General features: G+C 40.5%; 9 protein-coding genes. 7 read left to right on the top strand and 2 right to left on the bottom strand.

Translation table 11 applies throughout. The annotated features are described in order from the left end of the window. Nucleotides 1–10 precede the first annotated feature (10 nt). Nucleotides 11–2098 (top strand): TRAFAC clade GTPase domain-containing protein, encoded by a 2088-nt coding sequence (locus N7Z68_RS11770; protein ID WP_275118677.1) that lies wholly within the window; start codon nt 11–13, stop codon nt 2096–2098. Nucleotides 2099–2197: 99 nt separating this feature from the next. On the opposite strand, the gene N7Z68_RS11775 is transcribed toward N7Z68_RS11770, so the two are convergent. Continuing rightward, nucleotides 2198–2386, bottom strand: coding sequence for an aspartyl-phosphate phosphatase Spo0E family protein (locus N7Z68_RS11775; RefSeq protein WP_275118678.1), 189 nt, complete (start codon nt 2384–2386; stop codon nt 2198–2200). Nucleotides 2387–2709: 323 nt separating this feature from the next. Between N7Z68_RS11775 and N7Z68_RS11780 the strand changes: the two genes are divergently transcribed. Further along, entirely contained in the window at nt 2710–5379 is a 2670-nt protein-coding gene (locus N7Z68_RS11780) for a cation-transporting P-type ATPase (protein WP_275118679.1), read from the top strand. A gap of 116 nt (nt 5380–5495) precedes the next feature. Here N7Z68_RS11780 and N7Z68_RS11785 read toward each other — a convergent pair whose 3' ends face one another. Then, nucleotides 5496–6476: a DUF6612 family protein gene (locus N7Z68_RS11785; protein WP_275118680.1), complete on the bottom strand. Its 981-nt coding sequence runs from the start codon at nt 6474–6476 to the stop codon at nt 5496–5498. A gap of 992 nt (nt 6477–7468) precedes the next feature. Between N7Z68_RS11785 and N7Z68_RS11790 the strand changes: the two genes are divergently transcribed. The 5 genes from N7Z68_RS11790 (at nt 7469) to N7Z68_RS11810 (ending at nt 14428) form a co-directional block, all read left to right on the top strand. Further along, nucleotides 7469–7666, top strand: coding sequence for a cold shock domain-containing protein (locus N7Z68_RS11790; protein WP_275118786.1), 198 nt, complete (start codon nt 7469–7471; stop codon nt 7664–7666). Between the two features lie 404 nt (nt 7667–8070). Further along, the gene (gene hpf / locus N7Z68_RS11795) at nt 8071–8619 is read left to right on the top strand and encodes a ribosome hibernation-promoting factor, HPF/YfiA family (RefSeq protein WP_275118681.1); all 549 of its coding nucleotides are present in this window, start codon (nt 8071–8073) and stop codon (nt 8617–8619) included. Nucleotides 8620–9313: 694 nt separating this feature from the next. After that, nucleotides 9314–11836, top strand: a complete 2523-nt coding sequence (gene secA / locus N7Z68_RS11800; RefSeq protein WP_275118682.1) for a preprotein translocase subunit SecA — start codon at nt 9314–9316, stop codon at nt 11834–11836. Between the two features lie 108 nt (nt 11837–11944). Beyond that, nucleotides 11945–13043, top strand: a protein-coding gene (gene prfB, locus N7Z68_RS11805) for a peptide chain release factor 2 (RefSeq protein ID WP_373323134.1) whose coding sequence is annotated in 2 segments (ribosomal slippage) — nt 11945–12016 and nt 12018–13043 — 1098 coding nt in all. Because the reading frame shifts where the segments join, the coding sequence is not laid out codon by codon here. A 278-nt stretch (nt 13044–13321) separates the two neighbouring features. Beyond that, a complete protein-coding gene (locus N7Z68_RS11810; protein ID WP_275118684.1) occupies nt 13322–14428 on the top strand; it encodes an HD-GYP domain-containing protein in 1107 nt (368 codons plus the stop codon). The last annotated feature ends 192 nt before the right edge of the window (nt 14429–14620 follow it).

The raw sequence follows: 14620 nt of genomic DNA on the forward strand, positions 1-14620 counted from the left end.
GTGAGTTATTATGAAAGAATATGTTTATAGAACATATTTTGTCTTAAGTGGTCTGTTTTTACTAATAGGGATTGCCTATTGGTCAACAGATGTATACACATTAGATTTTCGTAAGTTAGTAGGTATATCAGGTAGTTTGTTATTTCTTCTATTAGGAATGTATAGGAGAAACTATCTTTTTTCGTTTATTGGTTATGGTGCTTTTATATGGGGATTTGCCCCGCTTTTTCATTTTCACCTTTTCCCAGGTTCCTATTTTAACGAGTCGTACTTGCTTTATTTTACGTTAGCGGTTGTCTTATTCATAATCAAACCGCCACCTACTTTTTTAAGTGGATTTATGTACAGCTTTTTAGGTGTGTATCTTTACCGCTGTCTATCTGATTATTTTGCTTCAAGTGAAAGCTTTTCTATTGAAATGTTTAATAATATTGATCTTTTAGCCTTTGCTTTTAGTGATTATTTTTGGGTTTATTTGTTTATAGGGTATGTCACTAGTGTATTACCTTATTACATTAACAGGCAGAGTACAGACGACCCAAGGTTCCATTTTGTTACGTTGTTTCCGGTATTTATAATGACGTTTCCTTTTCAAGCTTTGGTAGGAGTATCGGCAGGTCTTTACCGTGCACTAATGAACTATAAAGGTGTTTTTCAAACGAATGTCATCAAGGAGAAAGAAGAAGAGGCTAAGAGGAATGTTCAACCGGCCTATCAAAACTATTGGTTGCGAAAGGCTTTCAAAGATATTTTCAGTACATACCGGAATACTCTCCAAGTAAATATGACTAGTCTGAAAAACTTTAATCAAACATCTAATCAATTGATGAGTAGGTATGGAATTTGCTTAGGGATGATCCCGTTTATCACCTGGCGAATAGGTGCTATATCCGTTGTGAGTTTAGGTTTTGTATTTTTATCTTTATTTTCTTTGTTTCACATTATTGTTGTAGGACTTATATCTCTTGCAGCTTATATCTATTTAGCTATTTTTTATGTTTTAGATCAATTCCATTTAAAGTCTAAAAAAGTGAATACCGTTTGTCCAAGTTGTTATCATAAGTCGGAACTTCCAGATTATTTATGTTTTAATTGTGGTACAGTTCATTCCAACTTACGCCCAGGTCTTTTTGGTGTGAGAAAACGAAAATGTCAATGTGGACAAGATATTCCAGCCACTTATTTAACCGAGCGACATGAGCTTCACTCAGTATGTAAAGAGTGTCATAAACCATTACATACGAAAGAGGCCACTCCATTTTGTGTTTCTGTAATTGGTGGACCATTGTCTGGAAAAACATCGTTTGTGACATCTACAATTCAATGGTTACGACACAAGGTAGCGCCTGAGCGAGGATGGGACGTAGAGTTTTTAAACGAAGATGATAAATTGCTTCATGAGCAAAAAGTTAACGGAATGCAAAGTGGACACTTTCCGGCGAAAACCAGTGAGACGAAGCCATTTGCGATGAATGTGAAGTTAACAAATAAGAATTGGAGAAACGATAAACTTCTTTATTTTTATGATCCTGCTGGTGAAGCGTACAGTAATACAAAAGAGTTGGCAAGGCATAGTTATTACGACTATTTGGATGGTTTAATTTTAGTCATTGATCCGTTTGCTTTACCAAACTTAGCTAGTGAGTTAGAGGAAGAACTTCGCGATCATCCTTCCAAAGTAAATCAATCTGCTGAGCTTTTAGATGATACCTTTGATAAGTTAATGGTTCACCTTGCTAAAAATATTGGAATAAAGGAAAATAAGAAGTTAAACATTCCGTTAGCAATAGTAATAAATAAGGTAGATGCATTTGGCTTAGAAGAAAGAATATCATCTTATGAAGTAAGCAGTACGATAGATAATGAAGCCGGGCAATCGTTAGACAATCATCCTAAGAGCGAGTTAGAGAGAATGAATAATGATTGCAAAGCCTTTCTTTCATCTGTCGGCTACCAGTTTTTTGTTAACCAGTTAGAAAGTAAATTTAGTAGGTATCAATTTTTCCTTTCAAGTTCTGTACCAACTTCTAGTTCTGAGAATAATGACTGTACTAAACCGTTGTTGTGGTTATTAAAACAGCGGGGCGATATTAAATAAATAAGTATAACAAATGATGGCCAATACCTTTAAATAAAGGTATTGGCCATCATATTGTTTTTATTTATATTCTTTTCAACAATCATTACATCGATTGCGTCATCCAGTTAGTTCGTTGTTGGTTGTTTTCTTTCCATTTTTCACTTCTTCATACTGATTTAACAGTTCATCTAATTCCTGACTGACATGAAGGGTTTTCGCAGATGATATTCCAAAAGTTAATGAATACTCTAACATTTGCTGCCTCTTTTGCTCTATTTGAGTTTCTAATTGTATTAAATCTACCATCTCTTATCTCCACCACTAGGATACTATCACCATTAAAATCCTACCATATACCTACCATAATTGGAATAGAATACACAATAATGTCACCGATTTTCTAATTATGGGATCTGACAAAGTTTCTAAAAATCTCCATAATCCATTCAAAAAATGATAGCAGAATAAAGATACAATGAAGGTAACACGAAATTTATAATGTTATGAAAGTGATCGTCTCTGCTTGATAGAATTTAAACGGTTACAAATCATAGTGACCGTTTTTCTATACTGGTAGACAGTTAAATAAAACAACTATGGATCCGTGGGACTTCTGGGGAGGGAGCAAGATGCAAGAAAAAAAGTGGTACAACATAGAAGCTGGGCACGTGTTAGAGCAGTTAAAAACCAACGAGAAACAAGGGCTGACGAATGAAGAGGCTGCGGCAAGGCAGGGGCAGTACGGGAAAAATGAACTTCCTGTCGGAAAGGTCGAGCCGAAATGGAAGAAGTTTTTCAAGCATTTTCATGATGTATTAATCTATGTTTTATTGGCGGCTGCGCTCATCACCGTTATATTAGGTCATTATATTGATACGGTGGTTATTTTGCTCGTTGCCGTTATTAATGCTGTGATTGGTTATGTCCAAGAAAATAAAGCCGAAAAAGCGCTCAATGGTATACGGAATATGCTTTCGTTGAAGGCGAATGTCATTCGTGGCGGTCTTCGGACGGAAGTGGCTTCCAAGGAATTGGTGCCTGGTGACATTGTGTTGTTGCGCGCTGGGGATAAAGTCCCGGCTGATCTTCGGGTGCTGAGAGCGGACAATTTAAAAGTCGAAGAATCTCCTTTGACCGGGGAGTCGGTGTCGGTCGAGAAAAGAATCGAGACGTTGCCAGAAGATACCGTTCTAGGTGACCGAAAAAATATGGTGTTTTCCGGAACGGCGATTGCTTCCGGTTCAGGCTTGGGAGTCGTTGTTGCAACAGGAGAGCAAACGGAAATTGGAAAAATTAACAGATCAATGACTCAAGTGGAAGAGCTGCAAACGCCACTTTTAAAACAAACCGCGAAATTCGGGAAGATGATTTCTGTCGTTATTTTATTTGGTGCAGCTGCGATGTTCCTTTTTGGCTACATCTTTCATGATTATGAGGCGTCCGAACTGTTACTAGCCGTCATTGGTTTAGCGGTAGCGGCTATTCCTGAAGGGCTGCCGGCAATCTTATCAATTATTTTAGCCTTAGGCGTTCAAACGATGGCGAGTAACAATGCGATTGTAAGGAACTTGCCGTCTGTAGAAACGTTAGGTGCGGTGTCTGTTATTTGTTCGGACAAGACAGGTACGTTGACGAAAAATGAAATGACAGTGACTTCGTTAATTTTAGCGGAAAAAGAGTTTGATATTACTGGAACCGGTTATGAGCCGGCCGGTCAGATCGAATGGAACGGCCAAGAAGCGGATCTGGAGACAGACGCGGCTTTAAAAGACTTTTTAACGTGTGTAAAAACGGTCAATGAAGCAAGTCTGTATCAAGATGAGCAAGGGCAGTGGGTGATTAACGGTGAGCCGACTGAGAGCTGTTTAGTGACAGTGGCTGAAAAAGCGAATCAGCCGGTTGCGAAGTTAGAGTCGCTTTCAAAAATTCCATTCGACTCGGCCTATAAATATATGGCTTCGTTAGTCGAAGTGGATGGAGAAAAAGTGATTTATGTGAAAGGAGCTCCTGACCGCCTGTTTGAAATGGCGGGACTAGAAGCAGGCTCAAGTGAAAGAACGTTGTGGGAAGAGAAGATGAAGAAGCAGGCTCAGATGGGGAAACGGGTCATTGGCGCAGCGATGAAAAAAGTAAGTTCTGACGTGACAACGATCGATCATGTCGATGTGCAATCGGGACTGACGTTACTCGGGTTAGCTGGAATTATCGATCCTCCACGAGAAGAAGCGATTGTGGCCGTTTCGGAATGTAAGAAAGCCGGTATCGTCGTTAAAATGATTACGGGGGATCATAAAGAAACGGCGATTGCGATTGGGAACCAGCTCGGAATCGGGGACGGCACGCGTGCGATTGAAGGACGCGAACTTGATCAGATGACACCAGAACAATTAAAGCAAGCGGCTGTTGACTATGATGTCTTCGCGCGAACGAGTCCTGAAAATAAGCTCCAACTCGTGCAAGCGTTACAAGAACATGGACATATTTGTGCGATGACCGGGGATGGTGTCAATGATGCACCGGCGTTAAAACGGGCGGATATTGGCGTAGCGATGGGTATAAAAGGGACCGAGGTTTCCAAAGATGCCTCGCAAATGGTACTTGTCGATGATAATTTTAGAACGATTGTGAATGCGGTGCGAGAAGGCCGGCGTGTGTATGATAATTTAAAGAAAACGATCCTGTTTATTTTACCGACGAATGGGGCTGAGGCGTTTCTTATCTTTGCGGCTATATTGTTTGGGACGATGATGCCGTTAACGCCTGTGCAAATTCTTTGGGTCAACATGATTACCGCCGTGACGATTTCGCTCGCGATTGCGTTTGAAAAGTTAGAAAAAGGGACGATGGAACGCCCGCCGCGAGAGCCGGATACGAAGCTGTTGAGCCCGTATTATATCTTCCGGATCGTCTTTGTATCGCTGTTAATCGGTGGGGGAATTTTAGCGATGAACGCTGAGTTAATGAACAACGGCTATGACCAAGCAATGGTGAACACCGTGACATTACAAGCGTTAGTCATTGCGCAGCTATTCCATTTGTTCAACTGCAGAAGCGAGCGAAACTTTGCGCTGACGAAGGACTTTTTCACAAATAAAATCGCGTTTCTCGTCGCAGGACTTCTCATTTTCATTCAGTTAGGCGTCACCTATCTGCCATTTATGAACACGGTTTTAGGAACCGCACCAATCCCTGCCGATTACTGGATCATTCCAGTTCTGATCGGGTTTGCTGTCTTTGTTATCGTTGAAATTGAAAAGTGGATAACGAGGAAAGTTGTAGCGGCACGAGCCAGTCGATAAGGTAGTTTTGGGGAAGATGAAAAAAAGTAAAATAGGTACGGTAATAATCGGTACGCGGCACCTTTATTGTACTAAAGTAAAAGAAAGCACTCCCGAATGTGGGAGTGCTTTTCGTGTTAAGCTTCTTCTTCAGTTTCGTCTGCTTCGATTTCTTGTTCATCTATTAATTCATCTTCTTCGATCACGTCAAAGTCGAAATCTTCAAGGTCGAAGTCTTCCATATCTTCTAAACCTTCGAGGAATTCAAAGTTGAACTCTTCGGCGGAATCCAACACGTCCTGTGGAACAGTGATTTCCCCGCTACTGTTGAAGTTCGTTATGACGCCCGTCATTCGATGGATCGTCACCATCGTTTCATCTTCTATTGTCAGCGACATATGCATCTCCATGTCCATTTTCGTTTGGTAGAACGTATCTTTATCGATGTAGATCACATAGTTAAACGTTTGAACTTCCATCATGCCTAGGAGTTCATCCACCGTGCTTCTTGCTTTTTCCAAAATGCTGATTGCACCATATACCATCGCTTTAAAACTTTCGTCCGATCCATGAACGGTTAATATGTAGTGATTTTCGTCTTCGGTAAGCTTAGTATCTTCAGTGAATTGTTTAAAAGCTTTCAGGTGCTCTTCTGCATTCATTTGCTGTTGGGATGCCTCTAGAATATCTTGTGAAAATTCTCTAGGATACCTCACCCAGCTATCTTGAATTGGATTTTTGACAAACATTCCGTCTTCTGTAAAATAACTTTCTGCTTGAGTCACTTCCGAATTTTCTTCAAATTCAGTCGATGTCCTTTTTTGATATAGTCTTACTAGTTCAGATGTAGTGTCAGCAACCATCATCATATTCATTTGGAAAGCGTCTTGACCAGGCATATCAAATATTTGCTCGATGTTCGTTTCCATCGTATAGCTCTCTAATTTATTCATTGCATTTATCGATTTTTGAATAATTTCATCTACTGATAAGACTGCTGATACATCGGCAGTATCTTGGATGTCCGCGTTAGGGCTGGACGTTTCTTCACCACCGCTGCAAGCTGCTAAAACGAATATAAGAGATAAGCTAGCAAATAAAGCTTTTATAGAACTCATAAGTACCCCCTAGTGTTAAACGCACTTCAAATAAAAACTTTAGCATACCTTTGCTGTTATTAATAGGGGTAATCATATGTGATAATAAGACAAAATTCGCATCAGTTGTATCGTTTAGGGAATTAATTTTAAAAAAGATAGCGGTGTAGTTAGAAGGTATTATGTAGGTGTGGAGATCAGGATGCAGTTTACTTTTTCTAGTACACCGCATGAAGGAGCTAATTACCTGACCGGGACATAATGGTGAGGGACAAAGTTAGTTTGCTTATGCACCGAACCCCCGTAGGAGGCGGTAAAAAGAGGCCACAGCTCTTTCTAGAGGACGATTGGCTGTGTAAGGGTATAGGGGTTAGATTTAACCCCAGGATAGATCAAATTTCGTCAATAATTGACTTGCCTTCATATTACCAAATAAGGAAAACAATTAGCAATAACATTTTCTTGAAATAATTGTAAAAGTATTGTGACTTTTATTACAGAATGGTGTTAAGGATGGTGAAGTCGGTAGAACTATATGTGGATCACTTCGACAATGTGGGTAGTTTTGGTGTGAGTTACTATGGGGGTAAATAGTAGTGTGAGGTCTAAAGATAAGGGTTATCGATTGAGATATTAGCGGGAGTTTACTGGATTTATAAAAAATCACGACATGTTTTAAGAGGTAGTACTTTTCAGTCAACTGTTCAGTTGAGTATCTAGAAAAAGCTTTCTTGACCAACAAAATTTTTTGCAAAAGGGCGTATATTCATTTGAATTTCAGAGATAATAAATATCGAAAATCCACAGTTCACTATATTTAACATTTTAATAACATAATTTAGTTAATTACCTGGATTCAGGGCGGAAATTGATGGGCGAAATTTTCGTCAATATTTGTCGCAAACTTCAGAGCCAAAGGGGTTTGACGCCTATATAGAAGTTCTGATATAGTGAAACTGTGGAATATTTTCACAATGATTTACCGATTTAATTTACGAAGGGAATGTGAAAGCATGCAAGGAAAAGTAAAATGGTTTAATGCAGAAAAAGGTTTTGGATTTATCGAGCGTGAGGATGGAGACGACGTATTCGTACACTTCTCAGCTATCAATTCTGATGGATTTAAATCTCTTGACGAAGGTCAAGCAGTAGAATTTGAAATCGTTGAAGGTGCTCGCGGACCTCAAGCTGCAAACGTAACAAAGCTGTAATTCACATCCCAGGTTGGAAATGAATTTTTAGCTTTATGCATCATATACAACGAAATGTGCAAACCTGTTCCTTTTTGCGAGGGGCAGGTTTTTATTTGGAGATTTTCGGTCTATCGATTTTTTCGTGTCTTTTAGAGAGGACTTTATTTTGTAGGATATATGGTTCTTAAATAGATGTTCGCTACAGTGGAATATTCTTTTACTAGATGTAGCGACGCATACAGTACTTCAATTATTTTTACACAGGGTCAATTCGTTTGTTGGCAGGTTTTTTGACCCTTTATTTTTTTAGACTTCCCCAACATTTTTTGACACGATTCTGCCATAAATTAAATGCAGGTTATGAAGGATTAATAAAGGGGTATATAGAATATTATAATACATAGGAAAGGAGGAGTTTCACTGTGAACTTTAACATTCGTGGCGAAAACCTAGAGATAACTCCAGCATTAAGAAGTTATGTAGAAAAAAAGGTAAGTAAAATTGAGAGGTACTTTGATTCAACCCCTCTTTCTGAGGTGCATGTGAAACTGCAAGTAATGAATAACGAAAATATTATTGAGGTTACGATCCCAATGCCGCAATTATTACTGCGTGCTGAAGAGAAGCATGCGGATATGTATGCAGGGATTGATCTTGTAGTCGAAAAGCTAGAGCGTCAAATCCGTAAGCACAAGACTAAAGTTAATCGTAAGTTCCGTCAAGACGGTACCCTTAAATATATGTTCAAAAATGATATCGAGCCTTCGACTGGGGAAGACATCGACAGCGAAGATATTGATATCGTTCGTACAAAGCGTTTCACGTTCAAACCAATGGATGCTGAGGAAGCGGTTCTACAAATGGACATGCTTGGTCACAGCTTCTTCGTTTTCAATAATTCGGTAAATGGAGAAACTAATGTTGTGTATCGTCGTAAAGACGGACGCTATGGCTTAATTGAGCCTGAGTGATCATAAAATAAAGAAGAGTGCAGCTGAATTTTCGGCTGTGCTCTTTTTGGTTTGGGGCGAAGAGATGGTAGGGAGCAATTGTGTGGGAGTTTCATGATTAGTAGGGATGGTATAGCTTATTGGCGTATGTGCGGGGGGAAGTCAAACTCGATGGATGAAGCTAGTTGCAGATGATATGAGAGTATGTAAGCGGAAATTAGGGACTCCAGGGGCCCTTATTTCTGTAAAAAACGCACTTTTTGAGCTGATAAGGCACTGAGAGGCCTTTATTTATTGGCTTTAACACTGTTTGTAGTCGATTTTAAGCAAATAAGGGTATCTGAGTGCCCTAAAACCTTCAAGACAGTGTTTTTCTCTAAAATAAGAGCCTGTGAGTGCCGCATTATAAAGTGAGGTAGCTCCGCCGTCATACAAATTAATGCGGTAGCAGGTACCTTTACTTCTTCACAGCAATAAAGGTACCTGCTACCGCAACGTGCGTGCTACCGCCAACGCGCGCATTGTCGCTACCCAGCGAAAATTAAAGGGTTTCTTTTGCCGGGCATCGAAGTAGTAGGAACTGTGGAAAAAGGTGTTACCTTGTAAGTCAAGGTGCAAACTGATAAAATTGAAATTAAGTGTGTAGAGTTGGTCTTAGAGGAAACAACCATCCTTTACCATTCGTTGAAATGAGAGGAAGAGAGGACGAATTACTATGATGGGATTATTGAAAAAAGTAATTGGTGATCCGAGTCAACGACAGTTGAAAAAATATGAGAAAATCGTTGATGCGATTGAAGCGTTAGCTGATGATACAAAGAAACTATCGGATGATGGGTTACGTGCGAAAACCGAAGAATTCAAAAATCGTTACAATAACGGAGAATCTTTAGATAAACTACTGCCTGAAGCGTATGCGGTCATTCGCGAAGCATCTGAGCGTGTTTTAAAAATGCGACCGTTCCGAGTGCAGCTTTTAGGTGCGATCGTTTTACATAATGGTAACATTGCGGAGATGAAAACAGGGGAAGGTAAAACACTCGTTGGAACACTGCCTGTTTATTTAAATGCGTTAACTGGAAAAGGTGTTCACGTCGTTACCGTCAACGAATACTTAGCTCGCCGTGACTGCGAAATCATGAGAGAGTTGTATGAGTTTTTAGGACTAACTGTTGGCTTAAACGTAAGCGGCCTTTCAAAAGAAGAAAAGCAAGAAGCTTATGCTGCCGATATCACATATGGTACGAACAATGAGTACGGATTTGACTACCTTCGTGACAACATGGTGCTTTATAGAAACCAAATGGTGCAGCGCCCGCTTTATTTTGCTGTAATCGATGAGGTGGACTCGATCTTAATTGATGAAGCGAGAACGCCGCTTATTATTTCCGGTTCTGTTGAACGTTCAACAAATTTATATATTCAAGCAAATGCATTTGTGCGTTCTCTTCGCAAAGAAGATGACTATACAGTCGATGAAAAAACAAAGACGGTTCTTTTAACTGAAGAAGGGGTCAATAAAGCGGAAAAAGGCTTTAATATTGATAACTTATTCGACCAAAAGTATGTGTCTCTTAATCACCATATTAATCAAGCGTTAAAAGCGCATGTCGTCATGCACCGTGATACCGATTATGTCGTTGATGAAGGTGAAATCGTTATCGTTGACCAGTTTACTGGACGTCTGATGAAAGGACGCCGTTACAGCGACGGGCTTCACCAAGCGATTGAGGCAAAGGAAAGTCTAGAAATCCAACGTGAAAGTATGACGCTCGCTTCAACGACATTCCAGAACTATTTCCGTCGTTATGGAAAGCTTGCAGGGATGACGGGTACTGCGAAAACGGAAGAAGAAGAATTCCAGCAAGTATATGGCATGGACGTTATGAGCATCCCGACGAATAAGCCGATTGCCAGAGATGATCGTCCAGATTTAATTTATAAAACGATGGAAGCGAAGTTCAATGCCGTTGTCAGCGAAATCGAAGAACTTAACAAAAAAGGTCAGCCGGTCCTTGTCGGTACGGTAAGTGTTGAAACGTCTGAGCTTGTCTCGAAACTTTTAAAGAAAAAGAAAGTTCCTCACCACGTGTTAAATGCGAAAAATCACTTCAGTGAAGCCGAAATCATTGAAAACGCCGGACAAAAAGGCGCAGTGACAATTGCGACAAACATGGCTGGTCGTGGTACGGACATTAAGCTTGGTGATGGTGTAAAAGATCTTGGTGGTTTATTTGTTCTCGGTACAGAGCGCCATGAGTCACGCCGTATTGATAATCAGTTACGTGGTCGTTCCGGTCGTCAAGGGGATCCAGGTACATCGCAATTCTACTTATCGATGGAAGACGAGTTAATGCGTCGCTTCGGTTCGGATAACATGAAGACGATGATGGACCGTTTAGGATTAGAAGAGGATCAACCGATCGAAAGTAAACTTGTAAGCCGTGCGGTCGAACAAGCTCAGAAGCGAGTTGAAGGAAACAACTTCGATGCGCGTAAGCAAATTTTACAATACGATGATGTAATGCGTGAGCAACGTGAAATTATTTATAAACAGCGTATGGAAGTACTGGAATCAGACAACCTTCGTGATATCGTTCAGAAGATGATTGAGTCGGTTGTGAAGCGTAATGTAGCGATTCACACGCCTGAATCGGAAGTTCCTGAGGATTGGGATTTAACGGCTGTCGAGAATTTCATCAAAACGATGTTGCTACCTGAAGGTGAAATTACGGAAAAAGACTTGAAAGGTCTTGATCCAGAAGAAATGGAAGAGCTGATTTTAGAAAAAGTGAAAGCCGCTTACGATGAAAAAGAAGCACAGTTTACGAGCGAGCATATGCGTGAGTTTGAAAAAGTAATTATGCTTCGTTCGGTTGACCGCAAGTGGATGCACCACATTGACCAAATGGATCAATTGCGTCAAGGAATTCATTTACGTGCTTACGGGCAAAATGACCCGCTTCGTGAATACAAGTTTGAAGGCTTTGAAATGTTTGAGCAAATGGTCGCTTCGATTGAAGATGAAGTGGCAATGTACATCATGAAAGCCCAAGTCGAGCAAAACCTTGAGCGTAAAGAAGTCGCTGAAGGAAAAGCGGTTCATATGAGTGCGGCAGCTGGTGAAGGAAGCAAAGAAAAGAAGATGCCTGTACGAAATAATAATACAGTTGGTCGAAATGACGCTTGCCCGTGCGGTAGCGGTAAGAAATATAAGCAGTGCTGCGGTAGAATGTAAGTGATTTCGGAGCAGATGCGTTTGTTGCATCTGCTTCTTTGCACTCAATTTTTGCAAGCGTTTGGCATATATTAAAAAGGTTCAATTACTTAATGAGGTGAAGGACAGATGGATTTAACAGAAGTAAAGCAAGAATTGTCAACAATGGCTAAGCGATTAGCGGACTTTAGGGGGTCTCTTTGACTTAGAAGCTAAAGAGACTCGAATGAGCGAATTGGATGAGCGCATGTCTGAGCCGGATTTTTGGAATGATCAAGATACGGCGCAGCAGATCATCAATGAATCGAATGCGTTGAAAGAAATGGTTGTGACGTATAAAGAGCTGCAAGAGAAATACGATGATCTTGAAGTGACGTATGAGCTTGCGAAAGAAGAAGGCGACGACTCATTTATGGATGAGTTGGACGAAGGCGTTACGAGTTTAGCGAAAGCATTAAATGAATATGAGTTACAACTTTTATTAAGTGAGCCTTATGATAAAAACAATGCGATTTTAGAGTTACATCCTGGGGCAGGAGGTACCGAGTCTCAAGACTGGGCGTCAATGTTGCTGCGTATGTACACACGCTGGGCGGAGAAAAGAGGCTTCAAAGTTGAAACTCTCGATTACTTACCTGGGGACGAAGCGGGAGTTAAGAGTGTTACGCTTCTCATTAAAGGACATAATGCATACGGCTACTTGAAAGCGGAAAAAGGGGTTCATCGTCTTGTTCGTATTTCACCGTTTGATTCTTCAGGCAGAAGACATACGTCATTCGTTTCGTGTGAAGTGATGCCGGAGCTCGATGACAATGTCGAAATCGATGTGTCGCCGGAAGAGTTGAAAGTTGATACGTATCGTGCAAGTGGTGCGGGCGGGCAGCATATTAATACGACCGATTCGGCCGTACGTATTACACACGTGCCGACAAATACGGTAGTGACATACCAAACCGAACGTTCGCAAATTAAAAACCGTGAGCGTGCTATGAAAATGCTCATGGCAAAGCTCTACCAATTAAAAATTGAAGAGCAGCAAGCGGAACTTGCGGAAATCCGCGGTGAACAAAAGGACATTGGCTGGGGCAGTCAGATTCGTTCCTACGTGTTCCACCCATACAGCTTAGTGAAAGACCACCGTACGAATTTCGAGATCGGAAACACTAACGCCGTCATGGACGGTGAACTCGACGGCTTCATTGACGCTTATCTGCGTTCGATGATGTAATTTAAATGGCGCGTTTTATATGGCGCGTTTTATATGGTACGTGGCACCTTTAGTCCGCTAAAGGTGCCACGTACCATTTTTTATTTTGCATTCGACATTTATTTGTAGAAATAGGAAAAAACTTGTCGATTTACGGTGCAGTTAATAGTAATATATATATGAGTCGATAGGCTTAGGGTGCATCAATTTTTTAAAAATGGGAATAAATGATTGATATATAGATATACTAAAATCTAGCAAATTTTGGGTAGGAGAAAAGCAGTAGGGGGCAGAAGGTTATGCGGTTAATTACATTAAATAGATGCCAACCGGGAGTGAAATTAGGGAAGACCATTCGCCATGAAAATGGCAATGTCCTTCTTCGTCAAGGAACGGAGCTGACTCCAAGTCTATTAGCAAGTTTAAAAAAATATAATATTTTTACTATATACATAGAAGATGAAGAATCAGAAGGAATTGAAGTGATTGACTCCATCCCTGAAGAGTTACGGATGGAAGCGGTCCACGTCATTACTGATGGCTTAAATGCTCTTGCCGATTCAAACGGAAAGCCAACCATTACACATAATATGATTAAGACAGGAAGGGCGCTTCGGAGTTTTCAAAAAGTATTTAAGGAAATCCTAAGTTGCTTATCCGAAAACCGAGTGGCTTTGAATTTACTTGCAACGACAAAGGTTCATGATCATTATTTGTATACCCACAGCGTCAATGTAGCTATTTATTCCTGCCAGTTAGCGATTGCAAATGGGATGCCAATTAAGAACATTGAAGAGATTGGTCTAGGTGCGTTGCTTCATGATGCAGGGAAAATGTACATTCCGCTTGAAGTCATTAATAAACCGGACAAACTAACGAAAGAAGAATATGACCAAGTGAAGGCGCATTGTGAATTAGGTTTTGAGATTTTAAGAAAAGTACATGAAATTCCTATCCCTGTCTCGCATTGTGCATTGCAGCATCATGAACGAATTGATGGTCGCGGCTATCCTCGAGGTTTGAAGGGCGACGAAATTCATAGATACGCGAAAATCATGAGTGTTGCGGATGTCTTTGATGCGCTTACGAGTCACCGCGTCTACCGGCAAGCGATGCTGCCGCACCGAGCATTAGAAATCTTGTATGCGGGATGTGGAACGCAATTTGATACGAACCAGGTGAATTTGTTTAAAGATGCAGTTGCCATTTACCCGCAAGGACTAACAGTTACTTTAAATGATGGTCGCACAGGCATTGTGTGTAATTATGATTTTAAGGCAGCGGGACGCCCGATCGTTCGAATTATTAAAGATGAAGAGCAACAAAAAGTAACCCCTTATGAAATAGATCTATCTGCTAGAGCTAACCTCTGCCTCGAAGTCGTAGAAGCAGAAGCACTGCTCTAACCAATATTGTTTAGGGTTGTTATTATTACGGTGCCAGGCACCTTCAATACTTTACTGTGTTGAAGGTGCCTGGCACCGTTTTTTTACCGTTTTTTTATCAACGCCTTTTTATTTCTTTTCTGCTCTTTTTTCTTTTTTAAAGACTTTTTTTTCTTCTTTTGCAACCTTTTAGGGTTGAGGTGGCACTATTGT

This window comes from Alkalihalobacterium chitinilyticum (assembly GCF_029028005.1).
Lineage (GTDB): Bacteria > Bacillota > Bacilli > Bacillales > Bacillaceae_F > Alkalihalobacterium > Alkalihalobacterium chitinilyticum.